Consider the following 22,789-nt stretch of genomic DNA (forward strand, 5'->3'; position numbering starts at 1 on the left):
AGCGTTGCGAAGACTCACCGTTTGCGGACAGCGACCTTCATGGCCGGCCCGCGGCTCAGGCGCACATGCGCCAGCCGTTGAACAGGCGCCAGCGGCCGTCGCCGCCCTCGATGTTGATGGCGTAATCCAGCCCCTGCTGGTGGCGCTGGTTGGCCAGCTTGACGGCGTATCCGAGGGCGGCGCCACGTGAATTGAAACGCAGCGGCGGCGACTCGTTGATCGAGAGCTCGTACGTGCCGTCCTCGGCAGGCGTATTGAACAGGTCGAAGGTCATCATGACGACGGTGGCAATCAGGTCTCTGCCATGCACGGTAGGCGCGCATCCGTGACGTCGGTGCGAATTCAGGCGGGCCTGTTCGCGGGGGTTAAGTCATGTGCAGGCGGCGTTACGAAACCGTGCAGTCTGGCTGAACGATCTACACACCGTCTTCGCATCCGGCTCCGTACAACACGCGAAGTGGTCGGGCCGACGGATCCACCCCCTCTGTCTCCCGGACAACCCTGCTACCGAGTCGTCAGACTGACACCCAGGGCCCCACAAGAGAACCGAACGCAGCGCATCGGACACCCCCTGTTCCAATGCTGCGCCTGGCGGTGGACCGCGAGTCCGACACCGTCGCCGCCCGGAGAGCCAGGCGTGTTCTCGCTCACTACGGCCCCTTCGGGGGCCGTTCTTTCATGCAAGCACGTACGGCCTGCAGTTCGGCCGCGAACAGCGATCCCGTGACCTCTGCTGTTGCCGGTAGCGGCGCGCCGCCCAGATGTTGCTCGAGATCGCGTAACGCGTGCTGCACCACGTGGGCATCCGCTGGACCGAAGGCGTGCGCGGATTCGCCACCCTCATGGCTGCGTTGCCAGCAAGCAGCCAGCATCCTGTAGGCCAGTTGCTGGATCGCCGCCACCAGTGGCCACTGGTCCTCGGCTGCCGCACATTGCCGTGGCGAAGCGCCGATCGCCGATCCGTAAGCCTGCTCGAGCCCGAAGCTCATGCGCTGCAGGTCGCGGCGCGCTGTGCGTGCGTGCACATCGTCAACGTTGCCGGTCGCCAGGAGCGGCGCCAGCGCGGCGACGCCGTGCAGCACGCGCGCCATCGGTGGCGCGAGACCCCGCCCATCGTCGCGTACGGGCAGGGCGCGATAGACCAGCAATGCCACCGCGCAGCCCACCAGGGTGTCCAGCCCGCGCGCCAAGAGATACTCGCCGGGTGCGTCCACGGGATGTCCGCCGCTGGCGAGGGTCAGCGCTGCGCCGGTGATGAACACCACCGCCAACGCGTAGTGGCGCACGACCAGCATTTCGACGACGAACTGCAGCAGCATGATCGTCGCCACCAGCCACAGGCCCTGCGGATGCCAGAGCAGGATGGCGCCCGCGATCAGCAGGCCCGCCCACGTGCCGAGCAACCGTTCGAGCGCGCGCAGGACGGTACGCGTCCAGTCGAAGCCCTGGTGGAGCATCAGCATCGCCGCCGCGACCGCCCAGTACGCACGTTCCAGATGGAAGAGCGCGCCGAGCCCGCCGGCGAGCAAGGCGGCCACACCCACGCGGACAATGACCTGCCGCGAAGTGGGTTCGGTCAGTGCGCCCTTCAACGCATGCCAGGCACCGGGATGCCCGACGGGTACGCCGTGAGGAAGGGATAGCGCATCGGGCGGGCGACGGCGCGGCAGGGCGAGTGCCTGCGTCTCGATGCGGCGGACATCGTCGAAGAGCACGGGCGATGCGCGCTCGTTGCTTCCCAGTGCGCGCGCAAACACGAGATGCAGGTGGCGGTTGAGGCCACGCAGCGTCGCCAGTCGTCCGTTGGGCCGCGCCGCCACGGGTTGGTAGGTCACCAGCGCGGACCAGGCCTGATGCAGCGCGAGCGCGGCCTCGTGGCGCGCGGCGGCCTGCAGCGGCGTGCCGGTGGTTTCCAGATAGGCGAGCACCGTGCGCGCGGCATGTGCGACCGCGGCTTTCTCCGGTCCGCGCGGCCACGCCAACGCGCCGGCCATGTGCACGCACCAGGCGAAGGCGCCGCCCGCGAGCACGAGCAGTCCCGCGTGCCAGGGATCGAAAGGGGGCTTCAGCATCGACGCTGAGGCTGCGCACGCCATCAGGAACAGATACCCGCCCGGTGGCCCGACCTGCAGTGCATTGCAGAACAAGGTGGCGAGCATCGCCATCATCGCGACGACCGGCACGGCGAGCGGCCAGCCGTAGGGCGCCACGGCCAGGCCAAGCGCGGTGACGGCGGCGAACGCGACCGCGATGAGCGCCAGTTCGCGTGCGCGGCTGAGGTAGGGGCGGCCACTGCCGTAGACGGCGGTGAAACCGCCCGTCGCGGCCATCAGTCCGGCGGCGGTATGGTCCGACAGCCAACCGACCAGCACCGGCACGCCCATGCAGGCGGCGGCACGCAGGGCGAACCGCCAGCGACCGGGTGGGCCGCGACGGACCTTCAGCAGGCCCGGCAGCGATTGCCGGAGCGACGGGGGAGCGGGAGGCGGGGGAAGAGGCAGGTTCACGCGGAAGAGTGGGCATGCGCGCGATGCGGCATGCCCATTCTAGTTCCGGTGCCGTGAACTGCCGATGCGACGAAGGGCGCGGTCAGGGCTTCGCGGTGGCGCCCTGGTCCCAGGCGCGCAGACCTTGCTCGACCACGCGCAGGGCATCGTCCACGCGCTGGCTGTCGAGTTCGGCCGTAGTGTCGCGCGGGCTGTGGATCACCTGCATCACCTTGGGTACCTGCGCCGGCTTGCCGCCGCTGAAGACGTCCAGGATCGGGCCGATTTCATCACCACCGACCAGCGAGAACGACACCGCCGGCCACCCCGCCTTGAGGAAGGCCAGGTGATCGGTGGGCGGGTACTTGTCGCCCGGCGCGAAGGCGAGCTTTTCGTGTTGGCTCGACGCCCGCAACGACGCGACCAGCAGGCTGTCAGCCTCCGGCGTCATCATCCACAGCGTGTCGCCCCAACCGAATACGTCGAAATTGACGTACAGCGCAGGCTTTTCACGCCCGGCGCTCGCGACCCAAGCGCGCGAGCCGAGCAGGCCTTTTTCCTCGAGATCCCAGAACACGACCTGCACGCGATGGCGCGCCAGCGGCGTGGCTTTCAGCGCGGCGGCCAGTTCCAGTACGGCGGCCACGCCGGAGGCGTTGTCGGTGGCGCCGTGGCCGACCTCCACCTGGTCGTAATGCGCGCCGATCAACAGCAACGGTGCGTCCTTGGGGCCACCGAGATCGGCCACGAGATTCTGGCCCGCCTGTCCATTCTGCTCGAAGGCCTCGCGCTTCCACGCGATGCCGAGCGTATCGAGCCGCTTGCCGATGGCATCGCCGCGGGCGGTGGTGTCGGCATGCGCGCTGATGTCGCCGACCTGGGTCTGCCAACGTTCCGATACGGTGTCGGCCCAGGCCGGACCGGTGGCGAGCAGGGCGAGCAGCAGCACGGAGCGCAAGTGGACCTTCGACATGTGGAATCCCCGGTGGAAAGCCCGAGTATGCCGCAGTGCCGGTGGCGGCTCGATAGGCCGGAATGCATGTACCTGCATCGCGCCGATAGAATGTTAATTGCGCGGCGAGGGACAGCCACCTACGCTCGACCCGAGACCCCAGGCCCGTTCCCCATGACCATCCGCGTTTTCCTGATTGACGACCACGCCCTCGTGCGCACGGGCATGCGCCTGATCCTGGGCACGGAATCCGACATCGAAGTCGTCGGCGAGAGCGAAACCGGCGAAGCCGCGTTGCCGCTTGTGCGCCAGCTGAAGCCCGACGTGGTGCTGTGCGACCTGCACCTGCCCGGCTACAGCGGCCTGGAAGTCACCGAGCGCATCGTCCGTGCCGATATCGGCGTGCGCGTCATCATCGTGTCGGTGCTGGAGGATGGCCCACTGCCGAAGCGCCTGCTGGAAGCCGGCGCGTCCGGCTACCTCGGCAAGGCCGGCGACGCGGCCGAACTGATCCGTGCCGTGCGCGATGTGGCGCGCGGCAAGCGCTACCTGGGCAGCAACGTGGCGCAGAACCTGGCGCTGCACACCGTGGGCGGCGATGCTTCGCCGTTCGATGCCTTGTCGCCTCGCGAACTGGAAGTGGCGATGCTACTCACGCAGGGCTTGCGCCAGGAAGAGATCGCGCGCCGGCTCAACCTCAGCGCGAAGACGGTGAACACGCACAAGACGCGGTTGTTCGAGAAGACCGGCGTGCAGGACAACATCGCCTTGGCGCGCCTGGCGGCCCAGTGGGGCCTGATGGATCCGACCCGCGCGCTCTGATCCCGCGCGAATTCCACCGCGCTGAAACGACACTGGCCGCTTTCGCGGCCAGTGTGTTGTAGCGCCTCCCGAAAGGGCGCAGCGCGTCAGACGCTGCGTTCTTCCGAGGTGGTGTCGTCCTGCTTGTCGTCGGCAGGCGCGTCGGCCGGCTTGGCCGGAGTCACCGGTTCGAACAGGCTGCGCGTCACCGACGGCGGCGTGTCCGCATCGGCGACGAAGAACAGCGAACCCGTCGCCGGGGCAGGGGCGGGCTTCGGTGCCGGCTGAGGCGCAGTTGCGGGCGTCGGAGCTTCCACGGCGGCGACCGGCGCTTCCACCATAGGGGCTTCCGCCGTCGCTTCGTTCACTGCATCGACCAGATCGATCTGCACCGGCTCGTTGCGCACGTCGGCGATTGTCTCGCTGACCTGCGCGATCTCGACCGGGGCCTCCACGACATCGGCCACCACGGCAACAGGCGCTTCGGCAATGTCCGCCTTCACGGTCTCGACGATGGCGACGGCCACTGGTGCTTCCTGCTGCACGACGGCGGCGACCACCGGCTGCACGACCTCGGCTTCGGCCTTGACCTCTTCGATCACGGCGGCGACGTCGACCTGGGCCGGAAGGCGGGCGATCGTTTCGACGACGGGCGCCGGAATGGCCGGAGCAGCCACTTCGGCAGCGACGACCACCGGAGTCACGACGGCAACGGCGGCGGCAGGCGCGTTGGTGCGCGCGGGTGCAGGCTCTTCATCGTCGAAGTCGAACTCGGGCTGCGAGCGATCGGCCACCGGTGCGGCGTCTTCGTCGCTGCCTAGTTCGTCGATGGACAAACCCTCTTCGCCCTGTGCGGCTTCACCATTGCCACGACGGCGACGGCGCCCACCACGACGACCGCGACGGCGGCGGCTGCCGCCTTCACCGGCTTCACCGTCGGCGCCGGGTGCGGTCTCGCCTTCGATGGCAACGATGCCCGTCTCGACTTCCGACGCCTCGATCGGGGCAACGGGGGAGGGTGCCGGTGCGGCCCGCACGGCCTCTGTCGCCACCACAGTGGCGGCTGCGGCTGCCGTCACCACGTCGACATCGGCAACGACCGCGGGTGCGACGGGCTTGATGGCCTGGTCTGCCTGCGGCGCGCGCGGTGCTTGCTGGCGCTGCCCCTCCTGCGGCTTGTTGCCCGCCGGCTGCTGCACTTTGGGCGCCTTCGGCTGCTGCGGGTTCTGCTGGCCTTCGGCCTTGGGCTTGTTGGCCTTCTGGCCCTGCTGCTCGTTGCGCGGCTTCTGCTGCTGGGCGTTGCCGCCCTGCGGGTTCTGGCCCTTGTTGCGCTCGTCGCGGCGTTGACCGTCCTGCTTGCCGCCGCGGCCCTGATTCTGCTGGCCGCGGTTGTCACGGCCTTCGCGGTTGTCGCGATTCTCGCGGCGTCCGCTGTTGCGGTCGTTGCGCTGGCGGTTGTCCTGCTGCGGACGGGCCTGCGGTGCCGGTGCGGCGGCCGCAGACTCGCCGCCGAACAGGCGCTTGAAGAAGCCGACCACACCGCCGGAGGCGGGCGCGGTCACCGGGGCAGCCGCCACTGCGGCGACGGGCGCGACGACCGGCGCAGGCTGCTCGCGTTCCTCGCGCACAGGGGCGGGCTGGGCGTGCTTGACGTGGGTGACCGCCGGCGCCGGCGGAATGTTGAGCTGCGACTTGGTCAGCGCATGCACCGGCAGCTTGCGCGGCGTGCCGCGCTGGTAGCTGGGCTTGCTGGACTCTTCGCCCAGCTCGTTCTCGCGGATGCGGGTGACTTCGTAATGCGGCGTGTGCAGCGCTTCGTCCGCAACGATGATGATCGGCGCGTCGTGGCGCTGTTCGATCTCACGCAGGGCGCCGCGCTTCTCGTTGAGCAGGAAGTTGGCGATCTCCAGCGGCGCCTGGATCAGCACCTGCCCGGTGTTGTCCTTCATCGCGTGCTCTTCGGCCACGCGGATGATCGACAGCGACAGCGACTCGACGCTGCGCATGCGGCCGTGGCCATCGCAGCGCGGACACACGATCTGGCTGGACTCGCCCAGGCTGGGGCGCAGGCGCTGGCGGCTCATTTCCAGCAGGCCGAAGCGCGAGATGCGGCCGATCTGGACGCGGGCACGGTCGTACTTCAGCGCGTTCTGCAGCTTGTTCTCGACTTCGCGCTGGTGCTTGTTCGACGACATGTCGATGAAGTCGATCACCACCAGACCGCCCAGGTCGCGCAGGCGCAGCTGGCGGGCCACTTCTTCGGCCGCTTCCAGATTGGTGTGGAACGCCGTCTCCTCGATGTCGCCGCCCTTGGTGGCGCGCGCCGAGTTGACGTCGATGGCGGTCAGCGCTTCGGTCTGGTCGACCACGATCGAGCCGCCGGAGGGCAAGCGGACGTTACGCTCGTAGGCGCCTTCGATCTGGGACTCGATCTGGAAGCGGTTGAAGAGCGGGATGTCGTCCTTGTAGTGCTTCAACTTGCGCAGGTTGTGCGGCATCACCTGCTGCATGAACTCGCGCGCGGTCTCGTGCAGCTCCTCGGTGTCGACCAGGATCTCGCCGACATCATTGCGCAGGTAGTCGCGCAGGGCGCGCACGATCAGGCGGCTTTCCTGGTAGATCAGGAACGGCGCAGGCTTGGTCAGCGCGGCTTCGGCGATCGCGCGCCAGACGCTGAGCAGGTAATCGAGGTCCCACTGCAGCTCTTCGGCATCGCGGCCGACACCAGCGGTGCGGATGATCACCCCCATGTCGTCGGGGATGTTCAGCTTGTCCATGGCCTCTTTCAGTGCGGCGCGGTCGTCGCCCTCAATCCGGCGCGACACGCCGCCAGCGGTGGGCGAGTTGGGCATCAGCACCATGTAACGCCCTGCCAACGAGATGAACGTGGTCAGGGCTGCGCCCTTGTTGCCGCGTTCGTCCTTGTCGATCTGGACGACGACTTCTTGGCCTTCCCGCAGCAGTTCGCGGATGCCGGCCTTATTGTGGTCCACGCCCGCCTGGAAGTAATCGCGAGAGATTTCCTTCAGCGGCAGGAAGCCATGGCGCTCGCCGCCGTAATCGACGAAGGCGGCTTCCAGAGAGGGTTCAAGCCGGGTGATGCGGCCCTTGTAGATGTTGGACTTCTTCTGTTCCTTCGACGGCTGTTCGATATCGATGTCGTACAGGGTCTGACCGTCGACGATGGCCACGCGCAGCTCTTCGGCCTGCGTGGCATTGATCAACATACGTTTCATTGTGCGTTCCTCGCGCGCTGCTACCGCGCGGAACGCCATGGCGTTTCGCCTCTGGAATGTTGCACCACCCCTTGCGCAGGCGCAGCGGGGCAGGTCGGGCTTCCAGCGCTACGACACCACGGCAGGCCGCGGGAGCGCTTGTTCTAATGGGGTGTTGCGGGCCGGCGGCAGCTTCCCTCGAGAGGTCGCGCCGCACGGGACATGTTCAGCACAGGTGCCGTCACGCACCCGGCGGTATCCGGGCCTGCCGATGAGCCGCTAACATGGCCGCCCCTGGGGCGGTGGCCGCGCACTTGCCGGAATCGCGGGGAGACGGGCTTCTGGCCCAACTGCAACTCCCAGCGAAATCAAACCCTTATCTCGCCCCCCGAGTTTAACAGATTAGCGTTCATGACCCCTAGCCCCCCGTCCGACAAACCGGCGGCCCCGCCCAAGACCGCCGTGCGCACCGTCACCGTGCCTGAAGACCGGGGCGGGCAGCGGCTGGACAACTTCCTGCTCGGCCAACTGAAGGGGGCGCCGCGCAGCTTGGTCTACAAGCTGGTCCGCAGCGGCCAGGTGCGGGTCAACGGCGGACGGGCGAAGGCTGAGCGCAAGCTGGAGGGCGGGGACGAGGTCCGCATCCCGCCGGTCAGTCTCAGTGAGGCAGGAGAAAAGGTCGGGCCACCGGCCGGCTTCTTGAAACGCATGGAGGCGGCCATCGTCTTCGAGGATGCGCGCCTGCTGGTCATCAACAAGCCTTCCGGCGTCGCCAGCCATGGGGGCAGCGGCATCAGCCATGGCGCGATCGAAACCATGCGCGTGCTCCGCCCCAACCAGACGCTGGAACTGGTGCACCGGCTGGACCGCGACACCTCGGGCCTGCTGGTGATGGCCAAGAAGCGCTCGGCGTTGTCCGAACTGCAGGCGCTGCTACGCGAAGACAGCGAGGGCGGGGCACGCGGGATCGAGAAGCGCTACCTCACGTTGCTGGTCGGCCGCATGCCCGATGGCGTGATGAGCGTCGAGGCGCCGCTGCACATCGGCCTGCGCCAGGGCGGCGAGCGCCATGTCCAGGTGCATCGCGACGGCAAGGCGTCGCTGAGCCATTTCAAGGTGCTGGAACGCCGTGGCGGGCATTCGTATTGCGAAGTCCGGATCGAGACCGGCCGCACCCATCAGATCCGCGTGCACGCCCAGCACATCGGCCATCCGGTGGCGGGCGACGACAAGTACGGCGATCCGGCGGCGAACAAGCGCCTGCGCGAGCAGGCGGGACTGAAGCGCCTGTTCCTGCATGCGGCGTCATTGCGGTTCGCCCTGGACGGCGGCAAGACGCCTTACGTGTTGAACGCGCCGCTGGCGGAGGAACTCGTCGAGGCGCTGGACAACCTGCGCTGAGGTCGTCGCGACCTCAGTGCCAGAGGCCGAGCACGAGCCCGAACAGGGCGAACTGCACCGTGTGGTAGCCGCCGTCGATCAGCCACAGGCGCACGCCGCGCTGGGCGAACAGATAGTTGATGCCGAAGCTCGCCGCGACCAGACCGAACCCGACCAGCACGCCGCGGCACACGGCGAACGACAGCGGCGGTTGCGGCCCGAGGAACCAGGCAAACACCGCGGCCGCCAGCAGCGAAAAGACGAAGGCGCCACCGAAGATTTTCGCCGGATGCCCCTGCTTCTGCGAGTCCATGCCGGCCGCCGCATTCCACGCCTTGCCGAACAGCGGGCCGTACCAGATGCCGCCAAGCAGGAAACTCGAAACGGCCGCCACCAGCACCGCCCACAGGTTGATTCCGTCCATCGATGTCCCCTCGTTAACGATCGATCAGTGGGCGCTGCCCTGCGCGAAGCAGCGGGTCGGCTTCTCAAGCACCGGCGGGAAGGTCACCGGCACGGTGATCGTATGCGTGACCGGCTGGCCATTCCGGGTCGCGGCGCGGAACGTCCAGGTACGCACCGCTTCGAGTGCGGCCTTGTCGAGCGCGTCGTTGCCGCTTCCCTGCGCCTGCGCGACCTGCGCGGGAACGCCGTCCTTCTCGATGGTCACGCGCAGGACGGTGGTGCCGCCTTCGCTGTTGCATTCGGCCTCGGGCGGATAAGCGGGCGGTGGCGTGTCGATTGCGGCCAGTTCGGTCGATGGAATGATCGGCGCGGCGGGCGCTTCGGTCTTGCCGCAAGCGACGAGCACGACGACGAGGGCCGGCAGCAACACCGGGCGTACGGCACGCAGCATGTCCATCAGGCTTCTCCCAACAGGGCGCTGGCTTTCGCCGCGCAGATGAAGTCGTTCTCGCTCAAACCGCCCACATCGTGCGTTGAGTAGCGCACGACGGCACGGTTGTAGTGCACGCCCAGGTCGGGATGGTGGTCTTCCGCATGGGCGACGAAGGCGAGCGCGTTCACGAACGCCATCGTTTCGTAGTAGTTCTCGAACGGAAACGTGCGCAGCAGCGCGTGCCCGTCCTCCACCAGCTCCCAGCCTGGCACCTGCGGCAGCAGTTCGGCGATGCGGGCGGGCGGGAGCCGATGTTCGCTGCCGCGCAGCGGCACGCAGTGCGCCTGGGCGAGGGGGATCAGGTCGGACATCGGGAATCTCCTGCGTGGCGGCCAGTCTGAACGAAGACCGACAATGGGCCCGTTAATGTGAATGCCCGTGGGGCAGGGGGCTAGAATACCCGCATGATCCAGATTTCCGACAGCGCACAGGCGCACTTCCGCAAGCTGATCGAACGCGAGTCGCTCGCAGGGCTGGGCGTCCGTTTGAGCGCCGTGCATCCGGGCACCGCACAAGCGGACGCACGGCTGGAGTTCGCCGAGCCGCGCGACCTAGCAGGCGATGAATGGGCAGTGGACTGCGACGGCTTCACGCTCTACGTGGATGCCGGTAGCGTGCACTGGCTGGACGGCGCCGAGATCGATTACGTCGTGAAGGGCGCGGGTACCCAGCTGACGATCAAAGCGCCGCGCATCAAGGGCGAAGCACCCGGCGACAGCGCGTCGCTGGTCGAGCGCGTGCGTTGGGTGGTCGACAACGAAATCAACCCACAGCTCGCGGCCCACAAGGGCCGGGTAGCGGTGGAGGAAGTCGGCGGCGACGGCGTGGTTTGGCTGCGCTTCGGCGGCGGCTGCCACGGCTGCGGCATGGCCGACGTGACCCTGAAACAGGGCATCGAGAAAACGTTGATGGCCCGCGTGCCCGGCATCACTGCTGTGCGTGATGCCACCGATCACGGGACCGGGGACGCCCCGTACATCCCGCGCGGCAACGCGGCCTGACGGACGCCAGCGCCGGTGACGAACGCCACCGACGTCATCGCGCACCTGCTGCCACGCAAGGCAGCGACCATCGTCGAGCGTCAAACGGGCCTGCCTTTCGGATGGGGTCTATGGCTGCGCGCCTTGCCCGAGCGCTTGGGCCGGATCACCCGCGAGCGGGCGGATTCGGTTGTCGTGCTGTTCGCCGCGCGCGCACCGCGCCCGGCAGATCCGGTGCCGCCTATTCCTGGACGCATCAGCGCGTTGCGTTCGTTGCTTTACCAGGGCTGGGGACCGCCACCGCGCGAAGAGCGCTGGATGCGCTGGACGGCGGGCGTCACGAGCACGCTGATGCATGTGGCGTTCTTCCTGTTCCTGCTGTGGGTTGCGCTGGTGAAGATCCCACCGCCGGAGCCGGACACCGGTGACGACAGCATTCGCGTACGCCTGGAAATGATCGGCCAGGGATCGCCCGAAGAACCCGGAGCCGCCCCGCAGGCAGGCGCACCGGCAAGTGCCGTTTCTTCGCCGTCACAGGCTTCGTCTGCCGCGCCGGCAGCGTCCTCCCAGACCGCAGCCGCCTCGTCGGACGAGCAACCGGTGCCGGTTCCCTCCGAGGAACTCGCGGCTGCCGCGCCCGAGGTGGTCGTGGTGCAACCCGATGTGCGCATGCCCGAGCCAGCGCCAGCCGAGCCTGCCGCGCAGTCAGTGCAGGTGACCGAAGTGCCCGAACCCACGCGCGCCTACGTATTGCCGCCACCGACACCACGCGAGCCGCAGCTTCGTCAACCGGCCCCCCGCGAGGCCAGCGTGCGTGCGCGTGATGTCGCGGCGCCGGTCGAAGCGCCCGTGGTGCGGAATGCGACGCCTGCGCGCGTCGTCAACGCGGCGCCCGTGACTGCGCGACCGCTGGATGTGCGTGAGCGCGAGATGGTGGTGCCCGTACCGCAGCCGCGCACCGTAGCCGTGCCGACACGCGATGTCGCACCCCGTGCCGTCAACACGCCGCAGCGTGACGTCAGGCAGGCCCAGGTGAGCGAACCGTCCCCTGCGCCGCCTTCGCCCACGCCCTCCGTCGCGCCGGCTGCCAATGCCGCCGCATCGGCGCCCTCTCAAACGACCGCGCGTTCGAACACCCCGGCACCGTCGACGGCGCCCCGCGGGACGGCGACTGCGCCTGGCGCACCGGCCGTCGCGCCGACGACCAAACCCGGAGGCTGGACCGCACCGAATCGTGCAGACGACTGGGGCAATTCCCGCCGCAACGTCGCCGGCGACAGCGCGGCGAACGGACAGGACAAGCCCGGCCTGTACAACGCCGACGGCAGCCTGCGCGTGCCGGGTGATGCGGGCGACAACACGGCGCAACGGGGCGCGCCCGGCGGCAACAACGACCAGTGGACGCGCGAGCGCCTCGAGCAGTCCGGCACCTGGTTGCAGCGCCCGCCGTACGACTACGAGCCCACCAGTTTCGACAAGTACTGGGTGCCGAGCGAATCGCTGCTGGCCGAATGGGTGCGCCGCAACGTGAAGGAAATGGAGATCTCGATCCCGGGCACCAACCTCAAGCTGAAGTGCACGATCTCCGTGTTGCAGTTGGGGGGCGGCTGCGGCCTGGGCAACTTCTTCCCGGATCCGCCGGTCGCACGGCCGCCGCCGGAGATCCCGGTGAAGCGCAAACCGATCCCGACCGACAGCTGAGGGTTTGCGCGGTAACGGTGCTGGAACGAAAAACGGAGCCTTGCGGCTCCGTTTTTTCTGCGTTACCCCTGGGGGACGTAACGCTTACTTGTGTACGCCGTGCAGATCGCGCAGCTGCGACGGGCGCGAGCCGAAGTACGCCGCCAGGTCGGAGATGTCCTGGTCGCTGAGCGAGGCCGCCTGCGGGCTCATCAGCGCGTGCTGGCGATCGCCGCTGCGGTACGCCTGCAGGGCATGGGCGAGGTAGTCGCCGTACTGGCCGCCGAGCTTCGGATAGGTGTCGTCGATGGGCGCATTGCCTTCGGCACCGTGGCAGTCGATGCAGCTCTGGCCGGTGGCCTTGCCCTTGGCCTTGGCCAGTTCCTCGCCCTTGGCGATGTGGCCCTTGGGCAGGCCGGCGGACGAGCTGGAACCATGTTCACCGCTGGCGTGGCCGGGGTTCTCGGCCGAGACCTCGGTGTTTTCCACCTTCGAACATGCCACCAGGGCGAGGGCAGCGAGCAGGGCGATGGCTAGACGCTGGGCGTGCTTGGCGTTGGGCATGGTGGTCTTACTTGACGGTGGAAAGGAATGCGGCGATGTCGGCGATGTCCTGGTCGCTGAAGCTCTGCGCCTGGGCCTGCATCGTGGGGTGCTTGCGGTTGCCGTTGCGGTACTCGGTCAGCGCATTGGCCAGGTAATCGGCAGACTGGCCGCCGATCCGCGGCACGTGGAAGTTCGGGTACGCGTTCTTGTAGCCCTCGATGCCGTGGCAGCCCTGGCAGGTGTAGGTCAGGGTGCGACCGGTGTCCGGGTTGCCGACCAGCGGCTTCGGCGTAGCGGCGGCGGGAGCCGCGGCAGGCGCCGCAGCATCGACCGGGGCCGGCGTGGCCGGGGTTTCCTGTTGGGCGGTCAGGGCGGCCAGCGGGAGGGCGGCCAAGGCAAGGCAAGCGGCGAGCGGCAGCAGTCGCATCATTCTCGGGAAACTCTCAGGTTGCGCGCGCCGCGTACCACCGCGGCGCTTGGCTGAACGCAAGTATAGCCTGCGACCGAATGTCGCGCACAGGCGCGGCAGGCCACCGCATGTCCGCGAAGCGTGCTCCCGCCGCCGGACGGCTTCCGTCTTCGGTACGCGGATGACGTTGCGGATGGAGAATGCGGCCGCGCGTTGTCCGGCATCGCGCGCGGTCGGCGAAGCAACCTTCCATCGCCTCCGCGCATCGAATGCCGGAGCCCCGAACACGATGCCCGACGCAAGTCACCATGACCTTCGGCGCATGGAAGTTGTTCAGGGGTGATATACCTTCATACAACACCACCACAACACCACCACGGTACCACCCCATGTCCCGACCCAGCCCCCTTTCCGGCCGTCCCTACCTGCGCCTGGCCCTGGTGCCTGTCCTGTGCAGCCTGCTGGTTCTGACCGCCTGCAAGGGCGGCGGCCCGACCCCGGAGGCCCAGGCCAAGAACGGCGAGGCCCCGAAAGAGCCCGATGCGGTGCCGGTCGAGGTCGCCAAGGCTACCCATCGCCCGGTCGCGGCCAGCTATAGCGGCACCGCGGCGCTGGAGGCGCTGGGCGAGTCCCAGGTCGTCGCCAAGACCTCCGGCGTGGCGCTGGCCGTCCTGGTGGAAGAAGGGCAGGTGGTGCGTGCCGGCCAGGCGCTGGTCCGGTTGGACCCCGATCGCCTCCGTTTGCAGGTGGCGCAAGCCGAAGCCCAGATGCGCAAGCTGGAGAACAACTACCGCCGCGCGCAACAGTTGGTCGAACAGCAGATGATCAGCGCCAACGACGTCGACCAGATCAAGTACGACCTGGAGAACGCGCGTGCCGTCTATCGCGCCGCCGCACTGGAACTGTCGTACACCACGGTCACCGCGCCGATCTCCGGCGTGGTCGCCTCGCGCTCGATCAAGACGGGCAACTTCGTCCAGATCAACACGCCGATCATCCGCGTCGTCGACCAGTCGCGCCTGGAAGCCACGCTCAACGTGCCCGAACGCGAGCTCTCCACGCTGAAGGCCGGCCAACCGGTCGCGCTGGCGGTCGACGCGTTGCGTGGCAAGGTGTTCCAGGGCACTGTCGACCGCATCGCGCCGGTCGTCGATGCAGGCAGCGGCACGTTCCGCGTGGTGTGCTCGTTCGCCAGCGACGGCGTGCTGCAGCCGGGCATGTTCGGCCGCATCAAGATCGATTACGACCAGCGCGCGGACGCGCTGGTGGTGCCGCGCGTCGCACTGCTCGACGATGGCGACCCGGCGGTCTACGCGGTGCGTAGCGGCAAGGCGACGCGCGTGCCGGTCAAGCTGGGCTATGTGGATGGCGAGTGGATCGAAGTGCGCGAAGGCCTCAAGGCCGGCGACCAGGTCGTGACCGCCGGCAAGGTGGCACTGCGTGAAGGCAGCACGGTGCAGGTGATCGGCGCCGAGCCGGCCAAGGTGGCCGCCAAGGCCGACGCCGACAAGACCGCCGGAACCAAGCAATGAGCGCGCCCGGCCACGCACCCGGGGAGCAGGATCCCCACGCAGGGAGTGGTGGCACGCTGGGCGGGGGACTCGTCGAGTTCTCCACCCGCCGTCGCGTCACCATCGCGATGTTCTGGATCACGATGTTCCTGTTCGGCGTGATCGCGCTGTTCTCGTTGAAGGTCAACCTGCTGCCCGACCTGAGCTACCCGACGCTCACCGTGCGCACCGAGTACACCGGTGCGGCGCCCTCGGAAATCGAAACGCTCATCAGCGAACCGGTGGAAGAAGCCGTCGGCGTGGTGAAGAACCTGCGCAAGCTGAAGTCCGTCTCGCGTACCGGCCAGAGCGACGTCGTACTGGAATTCGCCTGGGGCACGGACATGGACCAGGCCAGCCTGGAAGTCCGCGACAAGATGGAAGTGCTGTCGTTGCCGCTGGAGGCGAAGGCGCCGGTGCTGCTGCGCTTCAATCCCTCCACCGAGCCGATCCTGCGCCTGGTGCTGTCGAACAAGCAGGATCCCAAGACCGATGCCGATGCGGTCCGCCTGCTGACCGAATTGCGTCGTTATGCGGACGATGACCTCAAGAAGAAGCTGGAGCCGGTCAGCGGCGTGGCGGCGGTCAAGGTAGGCGGCGGCCTGGAGGACGAGATCCAGGTCGACATCGACCAGCAGAAGCTCGCCCAGCTGAACCTGCCGATCGACAACGTCATCCAGCGCCTGCAGCAGGAGAACATCAACATCTCCGGTGGCCGTCTGGAAGAGGGCTCGCAGCGCTACCTGGTGCGTACCGTCAACCAGTTCGCGACAGTCAACGAGATCCGCGAAATGCTGGTGACCACGCAGAGCGGCGGCGACAATGCCGCGGCGTCGGCGGCGGCGCAGATGGCGGCGATCGCGGCCTCGACCGGTTCGGCCGAGGCGATGGCGGCGGCGGCATCCGTGCAGAGCGCGTCGGGCGGCAGTGGCAGCGTCGTCGCCGGCGGCATGCCCGTGCGGCTGAAGGACGTGGCCGAGGTGAAGCAGGGCTTCAAGGAACGCGAGGCGATCATCCGCCTGGCGGGCAAGGAGGCGGTCGAACTGGCCATCTACAAGGAAGGTGATGCGAACACCGTCTCCACGGCCGAGGCCCTGAAGGCGAAGCTGAAGCAGCTCGAACAGCAGGTGCCGCCGGATGTCGAACTGACCGTCATCGACGACCAGTCGCGCTTCATCAAGAACGCCATCAGCGACGTCCAGAAGGACGCGATGATCGGCGGCGCATTGGCGATCCTGATCATCTTCCTGTTCCTGCGCGACGGCTGGAGCACGTTTGTCATCAGCCTGTCGCTGCCGGTGTCGATCGTCACCACGTTCTTCTTCATGGGCGAGCTGGACCTGAGCCTCAACGTCATGTCGCTGGGTGGCCTGGCATTGGCCACGGGCCTGGTGGTGGACGATTCGATCGTCGTGCTGGAGAGCATCGCCAAGGCGCGCGAACGCGGGCTGGGCATCCTCGAAGCGGCCATGGTGGGCACGCGCGAAGTGAGCATGGCGGTGGTGGCGTCGACATTGACGACCATCGCGGTGTTCCTGCCGCTGGTGTTCGTGCAGGGTATCGCCGGCCAGCTGTTCCGTGACCAGGCGCTGACGGTCGCCATCGCCATCGGCATCTCGCTGATCGTGTCGATGACGCTGATCCCGATGCTGAGCTCGCTGAAGGGCCGTCCGCCGCTCGCATTCCCCGAAGAGGCGCCGCACCCGCAGTGGAAGCCTGCTTCGCGCTGGCAGAAGCCGATCGCCGTCAGTGGCCGCGGTGTTGGCGCCGCGTTCCGCTACGCGTTCTTCGGGATCGCCTGGCTGATCGTGCGCATCTGGCGTGGCATCGTGGCCGTGGTGGGACCGGTGATGGGCAAGATCAGCGATCTGGTCATGGCCGTCTACCATCGCGCTGAACAAGGCTACATGCGCCTGCTGCCCGCTTCGCTGCACCGTCCCTGGCTGATGTTGGGCTTCGCTGCGCTGGCGTTCCTCGCGTCGCTTGCCCTGGTGCCGCTGCTGGGCGCGGACCTGATTCCGCAGCTGGCGCAGGACCGTTTCGAAATGACGGTCAAGCTTCCCCCTGGCACCCCGCTGGCCACGACCGACGTCCTGGTGCGCGAACTGCAGGACAAGCACGCCAAGGACGAGGGCATCCATGCGTTGTACGGCGTGAGCGGCAGCGGCACGCGGCTGGACGCCAATCCCACCGAGAGCGGCGAGAACATCGGCAAGCTGACGGTTGTCATGGCCGATGGCGGGAGCGAAGAAGTCGAGGCGCGGGAAACCGAGGCGCTGCGCGCCACGATGAAGCGCCACCCTGGCGCCCAGGTCGATTTCAGCCGGCCGGAGCTGCTCAGCTTCTCCGCGCCGCTTGAAGTCGAACTGCGCGGCCAGGACCTGGCCGGCATCGAGCGTGCGGGCCAGAAGCTGGCGGCCCTCCTGCGTGCCAACCCGCACTACGCCGACGTCAAGTCGACGGTGGAGCAGGGTTTCCCGGAGATCCAGATCCGCTTTGACCAGGAACGTGCCGGCGCACTGGGCCTGACGACGCGACAGATCGCGGACGTGGTGGTGAAGAAGGTGCGCGGCGAAGTGGCCACGCGCTACAGCTTCCGTGATCGCAAGATCGACGTGTTGGTGCGCGCGCAGGAGAACGATCGCGCGTCGGTGGACAGCATCCGCCGCCTGATCGTGAATCCGGGCAGCGCCCGTCCGGTGACGCTGTCCGCGGTCGCCGACGTGGTGGCCACCAGCGGGCCCAGCGAGATCCATCGCGCCGACCAGGTGCGCGTGGCGATCGTGTCGGCCAACCTGCGCGATATCGATCTGGGCAGCGCGGTACAGGAGGTGCAGCAGATCGTGGCCGAGAACCCGCTGGGCGCCGGCGTGGGCATGCATATCGGCGGCCAGGGCGAGGAACTGCAGGAGTCCGTCACGTCGTTGATGTTCGCGTTCGGCCTGGCGATCTTCCTGGTGTACCTGGTGATGGCGTCGCAGTTCGAATCGCTGCTGCACCCGTTCGTCATCCTGTTCACCATTCCACTGGCGCTCGTGGGTGCTATCGGTGCGCTGTTCCTGACCAATTCGCCGGTTTCGGTGGTGGTATTCATCGGCCTGATCCTGCTGGTCGGCCTGGTGACGAAAAACGCCATCATCCTTATCGACAAGGTAAACCAATTGCGCGAGGCCGGCGTCGCCAAGCACGAGGCGTTGGTCGAGGGTGCGCGCTCGCGCCTGCGCCCGATCATCATGACCACGTTGTGCACGCTGTTCGGCTTCCTGCCGCTGGCGATTGCGATGGGCGAGGGTGCGGAGGTGCGTTCGCCGATGGCGATCACCGTCATCGGTGGCCTGCTGGTGTCCACGCTGCTGACGTTGCTGGTGATCCCGGTGGTTTACGACTTGCTGGACCGTCGCGCGGATGACTACTACCTGGAGCGTGGGCGTCGCGCGCGCCGCCTGCAGGCCCTGCAGCCTGACGGCGAGGGCGAACCCGCATGAGCGTCGCGGAGTTCAGCATCAAGCGACCCGTCACGGCCGTGATGTTCTTCATCTCGCTGTTCGTGATCGGCCTGATCGCGGCGATCCGCCTGCCGCTGGAAGCCTTCCCCGAGGTCTCGCCGCCCTTCATCTTCGTGTCGCTGCCCTACACGGGCTCGACACCGGAAGAGGTGGAGCGGACGGTCCTGCGCCCGGCGGAGGAAGCGCTGTCGACGATGGCCGGCATCAAGCGCATGGAGTCGAATGCGAAGGCGGATGGTGCCCAGATCTTCATCCAGTTCTCCGATTGGGACCGAGACGTAGCGATCGCCGCGTCCGAGGCGCGCGAACGGCTCGACGCAATCCGCGACGACCTGCCGGACGATCTGCAACGCTACTTCGTCTTCAAGTTCTCGACCACTGACCAACCCGTGCTGCGGGTACGCCTGGCCAGCAAGAGCGACCTGACCGGCGCGTACGACATGATCGAGCGCGAGTTCAAGCGCCGCATCGAGCGCATCCCGGGCGTTGCGCGCGTGGACGTGTCGGGCGCGCCGCCGAACGAGGTCGAGATCGCGATCAATCAGGACCGGCTGACCGCGCACAACCTCAGCCTCAACGATCTGACCACGCGGCTCCAGGCGGTGAACTTCTCGATTTCCGCCGGCGTGATCAGTGACGGACCGCAACGCCTACGTGTGCAGCCGGTCGGTGAGCTGACCGACCTGCAACAACTGCGCGATCTCGTGGTGGGCAGCGGTAACGTGCGATTGGGCGACATCGCGGACGTTCGCCTGAAGCCTGCGCGGATGGACTACGGACGCCGTCTCGATGGCCAACCCGCAGTCGGTCTCGACATCTTCAAGGAGCGCAACGCCAACCTGGTGGACGTGTCGAGCAAGGCGCTGGCCGAGGTCGAGGCCATCCGCGCCCAGCCGGAGATGAGCGACATCCAGGTCAAGATCATCGAGAACCAGGGTGACAACGTCACCTCGTCGCTGTTGGAACTAGCAGAGGCAGGCCTGATCGGCCTGGTCCTGTCGATCGTCGTACTGTGGTTCTTCCTTCGCCACTGGCCGTCCGTGTCGATGGTGACACTGGCCATCCCGATCTGCTTCGTGATGACGCTGGGCTTCATGTACTTCGCCGGTGTCACCTTGAACATCCTGTCGATGATGGGCTTGTTGCTGGCCATCGGCATGCTAGTGGACAACGCCGTGGTGGTGGTGGAGAGCATCTACCAGGAGCGCGAGAAGTATCCGGACAACCCCATCTGGGCCTCGATCATTGGTACGCGCCATGTGGCGATCGCGTTGTCGGCGGGTACGCTGTGCCACTGCATCGTGTTCTTGCCCAACTTGTTCGGCGAGCGCAACTTCCTCAGCATCTACCTGGGCCAGATCGCCGTCACCATCTCGGTATCGCTGCTGGCATCTTGGCTGGTCGCCGTCAGCCTGATCCCGATGATCTCGGCGCGCCTGAAGACGCCGCCGCTGGTGAAGACGGAGACCGGCATCATCCCGCGCATGCAGAAGCGCTACGCCGGCCTGTTGCGCTGGACACTGGAGCATCGGGGCTGGAGCGTGCTCGGCATCCTGCTGATCATCGTCGTCAGTTTCGTGCCGATGAAGCTCACCAAGTTCGACATGTTCGGCAACGATGGTGGCGGCGAGGCGGAGCTGTACTACCAGTGGAAGGGCGCCTACACCAAGGAGCAGATGTCGGCCGAGATCCTCAAGGTCGAACAGTTCCTCGACGCCAACCGCAAGAAGTACCGGATAACCCAGATCTATTCCTACTTCAGCGAGCAGGGCTGGGGCGGCACCCAGATCAAGTTCGACACGGAGAAATCCAGCGAGACCAAGCCGATCGTCGAGCAGTTGCGCAAGGACCTGCCAAAATCGGCGCGCGCCAACATCGGCATCGGCGGCGACGGCGGCAACCAGGGCGGCGGTGGCCAACCTGGCCAGAGCGTGTCGTTCCAGCTGGTCGGCGATTCCACCCAGACGCTGGGCGAGATCGCGGCGGACCTGGTGCCGATCCTGGCCAAGCGCAAGGAACTTCGCGACGTTCGCGTCGATGTCGGCGACCAGAACAGCGAGTTGAACGTTCGCGTGGACCGTGAGCGTGCGGCCGCATTCGGGTTCAGCTCTCAGCAGGTGGCCAGCTTCGTCGGCCTGGCGCTGCGTGGCGCACCGTTGCGCGAGTTCCGCCGAGGCGAAACAGAAGTGCCGGTGTGGGTGCGTTTCGCGGGCGCCGAGGACTACGGTACCGAGGACCTGGCGGGCTTCATGGTGCGCGCGCCTGACGGCCGCACCGTGCCGTTGTTGAGCCTGGTGGATGTCGGCATCACGCCGTCGGCCACGCAGATCCAGCGCACCAATCGCCAGACCACGTTGACCGTGCAGGCCAATCTGGCCGAGAACGTCACCGTGCCGGATGCGCGCAAGGCCATGGAGGAGACGTTGAAGGGCATGTCGTTCCCGGCAGGCTACAGCTACTCGTTCGACGGCAGTGCCTTCCAGGAAGATGACGAGGCGATGGGGGACATGCTGTTCAAGACCGCGCTCGCTCTCGTGATGATCTACGTCGTCATGGCCGCGGTGTTCGAATCGCTGCTGTTCCCGGCAGCGATCATGAGCGGCGTGCTGTTCTCGGTGTTCGGTGTGTTCTGGCTGTTCGCGCTGACCGGTACCACGTTCGGCATCATGTCCTTCATCGGCATCCTGGTGTTGATGGGCGTGGTGGTGAACAACGGCATCGTCATGGTCGAGCACATCAACAACTTGCGACGGCGTGGCATGTCGCGGACGGATGCGCTGGTCGAAGGCAGTCGCGAGCGCCTGCGGCCCATCCTGATGACGATGGGTACGGCGATCCTGGCGATGGTGCCGATCGCGATGGCCAACACGCAGATGGCGGGCGACGGCCCGGCTTACGCGCCGATGGCCCGTGCGATCGCCGGCGGTCTGGCGTTCTCGACCGTGGTCAGCCTGCTGTTCCTGCCGACCATCTACGCGATTCTCGATGACCTGCGCAGCGGTACCGCTCGGGCCATCAAGCGGGCACAGGGTCGACGGGCAGATGCGCCGACGGCAGCGAGCGTGGCGGCACTGCACGTCGAATGATGCAGGCGCTGGAATGAAAAGAGCCGGGCAATGCCCGGCTCTTTTTTGTTTGCTGGAATCGGCGTTAGCCGACCAGCTTGCCCAGCATCCTCAGACCACCGGTCCATACGCCGATGGCGGTACCCAGGCTGGTGAGGAAGAAGTTGAGCAGGACGCGCGCGACGCGGTTCTTCCACCAGCCGCGCGTGGTCTGCACGTCGTCGCGCAGCGCCATGAAGTCTGCGTAGGTCGGCTTGCGCAGCGTCGCTTCGACGAAGGCGCTGACGGTGCCCGAAGCCAGCGCGGGATGCAGTGGCGTCAGCGGCGATGCGATGAACGCCGCGAGGATGCTCAGCGGGTGCCCGCCGGCGATCGCACAGCCGAGCGCGCCCAACAGGCCGGTGGCCAGTACCCACTGCACCAGCAGGTCGGAGCCGACGTCCACGCCGCCCTGCCAGAAGCCCCAGGCGAAGCCGCCGACCAGGAACGCGCCGATGATCAGTTCCATCCACGGCATGCGTGATTTGGGCTTCACCGTCTCCAGCGAGCGGCGGAGTTGCGCGGGGTCCTCCGCGTCGTCCTTCAGGTGGCGGACGAGGCCGGGCAGGTGGCCGGCGCCGACCACCGCCAGCACGCGATAGGGCGAACCCTGGCCGGTGGGTGCGTTGGCGGCCACCTGGCGTAGCGCGGAGGCCATGTACTGATCGCGCTCGGCGATGATGGTGCTGTACAGCTGCGGGCTTTCCGTCGCGAACTCGCCGAAGCTCGATTCCAGCATGTCGCCCTGCTTGAGCTTCTCGATCTCGTCGTCGCCCACTTCCTCATCGGCGAACATGCTGGCGAGGATGCCGGCGCCCACCTTGGTGCGCTGCCACCAGCCCAGCGATTGCAGCGCGCGCTTGAAGGTCAGGCCGACTTCCCGGTCGATCAGGTGTACCGGCAGGCCACGCGCCTGCGCGTCCAGCGCGCCGGCCTTCAATTCTTCGCCGGGCTCGACGCCCAGTTGTTCGGCCAGCCGCCGCTGATAGGCGGCCAGCGCCAGGTTGGCGGCGAACAGGTGCGTCTTGCCTTCGCGGATCACCTTGACCAGGTCCAGTCGCGCGAGCGTATCGGGATCGGTCAGCGACTGCAGGCGGCCGGCATCCAGCTCGACGGCGACGCTGTCGTAATCGCCGCTGGCCACGGCGGCGCGCACGGCGTCCACGCTGGCGCGGGAGACATGCGCAGTGCCCAGCAGGGTGAAGCGAACGCCGTCGCGCTCGACAATCTCGTAGGGTTGGCCCTGCAGCGGATCGGAAGCGGTATTCGTATCGGTCATCGT

Annotated in this window: 17 protein-coding genes; 7 read left to right on the plus strand and 10 right to left on the minus strand. The window is 67.3% G+C overall.

What is annotated here, in order from left to right; genetic code table 11:
• Positions 1–55: 55 nt before the first annotated feature.
• The 3 genes from BM365_RS01045 to BM365_RS01055 form a co-directional block, all read right to left on the minus strand.
• Positions 56–310 (minus strand): hypothetical protein, encoded by a 255-nt coding sequence (locus BM365_RS01045; RefSeq protein WP_139227255.1) that lies wholly within the window; start codon positions 308–310, stop codon positions 56–58.
• 340 nt (positions 311–650) lie between these two features.
• The gene (locus BM365_RS01050; RefSeq protein ID WP_139227257.1) at positions 651–2,507 is read right to left on the minus strand and encodes an FUSC family protein; all 1,857 of its coding nucleotides are present in this window, start codon (positions 2,505–2,507) and stop codon (positions 651–653) included.
• Between the two features lie 82 nt (positions 2,508–2,589).
• Complete coding sequence (locus BM365_RS01055; protein WP_158253467.1) at positions 2,590–3,459, minus strand: M20/M25/M40 family metallo-hydrolase; 870 nt, start codon at positions 3,457–3,459, stop codon at positions 2,590–2,592.
• A gap of 153 nt (positions 3,460–3,612) precedes the next feature.
• On the opposite strand from BM365_RS01055, the gene BM365_RS01060 reads away from it, so the two are divergent.
• Positions 3,613–4,260: a response regulator gene (locus BM365_RS01060; protein WP_093485812.1), complete on the plus strand. Its 648-nt coding sequence runs from the start codon at positions 3,613–3,615 to the stop codon at positions 4,258–4,260.
• An 86-nt stretch (positions 4,261–4,346) separates the two neighbouring features.
• Here the strand turns inward: BM365_RS01060 and rne are convergent, their stop codons facing one another.
• On the minus strand, positions 4,347–7,475 hold the full coding sequence (rne, locus tag BM365_RS01065) for a ribonuclease E (protein WP_093489355.1): 3,129 nt from the start codon (positions 7,473–7,475) through the stop codon (positions 4,347–4,349).
• A gap of 390 nt (positions 7,476–7,865) precedes the next feature.
• On the opposite strand from rne, the gene BM365_RS01070 reads away from it, so the two are divergent.
• Positions 7,866–8,855: an RluA family pseudouridine synthase gene (locus BM365_RS01070; RefSeq protein WP_093485814.1), complete on the plus strand. Its 990-nt coding sequence runs from the start codon at positions 7,866–7,868 to the stop codon at positions 8,853–8,855.
• Between the two features lie 13 nt (positions 8,856–8,868).
• Here the strand turns inward: BM365_RS01070 and BM365_RS01075 are convergent, their stop codons facing one another.
• The 3 genes from BM365_RS01075 to BM365_RS01085 are packed head-to-tail and all read right to left on the minus strand — an operon-like array spanning position 8,869 to position 10,043.
• A complete protein-coding gene (locus BM365_RS01075; protein ID WP_093485816.1) occupies positions 8,869–9,258 on the minus strand; it encodes a DUF1761 domain-containing protein in 390 nt (129 codons plus the stop codon).
• 24 nt (positions 9,259–9,282) lie between these two features.
• Positions 9,283–9,696, minus strand: coding sequence for an energy transducer TonB (locus tag BM365_RS01080; protein WP_093485818.1), 414 nt, complete (start codon positions 9,694–9,696; stop codon positions 9,283–9,285).
• Positions 9,696–10,043, minus strand: coding sequence for a 4a-hydroxytetrahydrobiopterin dehydratase (locus tag BM365_RS01085; protein WP_093485820.1), 348 nt, complete (start codon positions 10,041–10,043; stop codon positions 9,696–9,698). The genes BM365_RS01080 and BM365_RS01085 overlap by 1 nt, the downstream gene beginning before the upstream one ends.
• A gap of 93 nt (positions 10,044–10,136) precedes the next feature.
• Between BM365_RS01085 and BM365_RS01090 the strand changes: the two genes are divergently transcribed.
• Positions 10,137–10,733 carry an NfuA family Fe-S biogenesis protein gene (locus BM365_RS01090; RefSeq protein WP_093485822.1) on the plus strand — a complete coding sequence of 199 codons (597 nt, stop codon included), beginning with the start codon at positions 10,137–10,139 and terminating at the stop codon, positions 10,731–10,733.
• A gap of 15 nt (positions 10,734–10,748) precedes the next feature.
• A complete protein-coding gene (locus BM365_RS01095) occupies positions 10,749–12,413 on the plus strand; it encodes a hypothetical protein (RefSeq protein ID WP_093485824.1) in 1,665 nt (554 codons plus the stop codon).
• A gap of 84 nt (positions 12,414–12,497) precedes the next feature.
• On the opposite strand, the gene BM365_RS01100 is transcribed toward BM365_RS01095, so the two are convergent.
• Positions 12,498–12,956 (minus strand): c-type cytochrome, encoded by a 459-nt coding sequence (locus BM365_RS01100; RefSeq protein ID WP_093485826.1) that lies wholly within the window; start codon positions 12,954–12,956, stop codon positions 12,498–12,500.
• A 7-nt stretch (positions 12,957–12,963) separates the two neighbouring features.
• Complete coding sequence (locus BM365_RS01105; RefSeq protein WP_093489357.1) at positions 12,964–13,365, minus strand: c-type cytochrome; 402 nt, start codon at positions 13,363–13,365, stop codon at positions 12,964–12,966.
• Positions 13,366–13,736: 371 nt separating this feature from the next.
• Here BM365_RS01105 and BM365_RS01110 point away from each other — a divergent pair, with 371 nt between their 5' ends.
• The 3 genes from BM365_RS01110 to BM365_RS01120 are packed head-to-tail and all read left to right on the plus strand — an operon-like array spanning position 13,737 to position 21,489.
• The gene (locus BM365_RS01110) at positions 13,737–14,879 is read left to right on the plus strand and encodes an efflux RND transporter periplasmic adaptor subunit (protein ID WP_093485828.1); all 1,143 of its coding nucleotides are present in this window, start codon (positions 13,737–13,739) and stop codon (positions 14,877–14,879) included.
• Positions 14,876–18,382: an efflux RND transporter permease subunit gene (locus BM365_RS01115; protein ID WP_093485830.1), complete on the plus strand. Its 3,507-nt coding sequence runs from the start codon at positions 14,876–14,878 to the stop codon at positions 18,380–18,382. The genes BM365_RS01110 and BM365_RS01115 overlap by 4 nt, the downstream gene beginning before the upstream one ends.
• Positions 18,379–21,489 (plus strand): efflux RND transporter permease subunit, encoded by a 3,111-nt coding sequence (locus BM365_RS01120; RefSeq protein ID WP_093485832.1) that lies wholly within the window; start codon positions 18,379–18,381, stop codon positions 21,487–21,489. Before BM365_RS01115 ends, BM365_RS01120 begins: the two co-directional genes overlap by 4 nt.
• 64 nt (positions 21,490–21,553) lie before the next feature.
• Here the strand turns inward: BM365_RS01120 and BM365_RS01125 are convergent, their stop codons facing one another.
• Positions 21,554–22,786, minus strand: coding sequence for a TraB/GumN family protein (locus BM365_RS01125; protein ID WP_093485834.1), 1,233 nt, complete (start codon positions 22,784–22,786; stop codon positions 21,554–21,556).
• Positions 22,787–22,789 lie beyond the last annotated feature (3 nt).

Source organism: Pseudoxanthomonas sp. YR558, from assembly GCF_900116385.1.
Taxonomy (GTDB): domain Bacteria; phylum Pseudomonadota; class Gammaproteobacteria; order Xanthomonadales; family Xanthomonadaceae; genus Pseudoxanthomonas_A.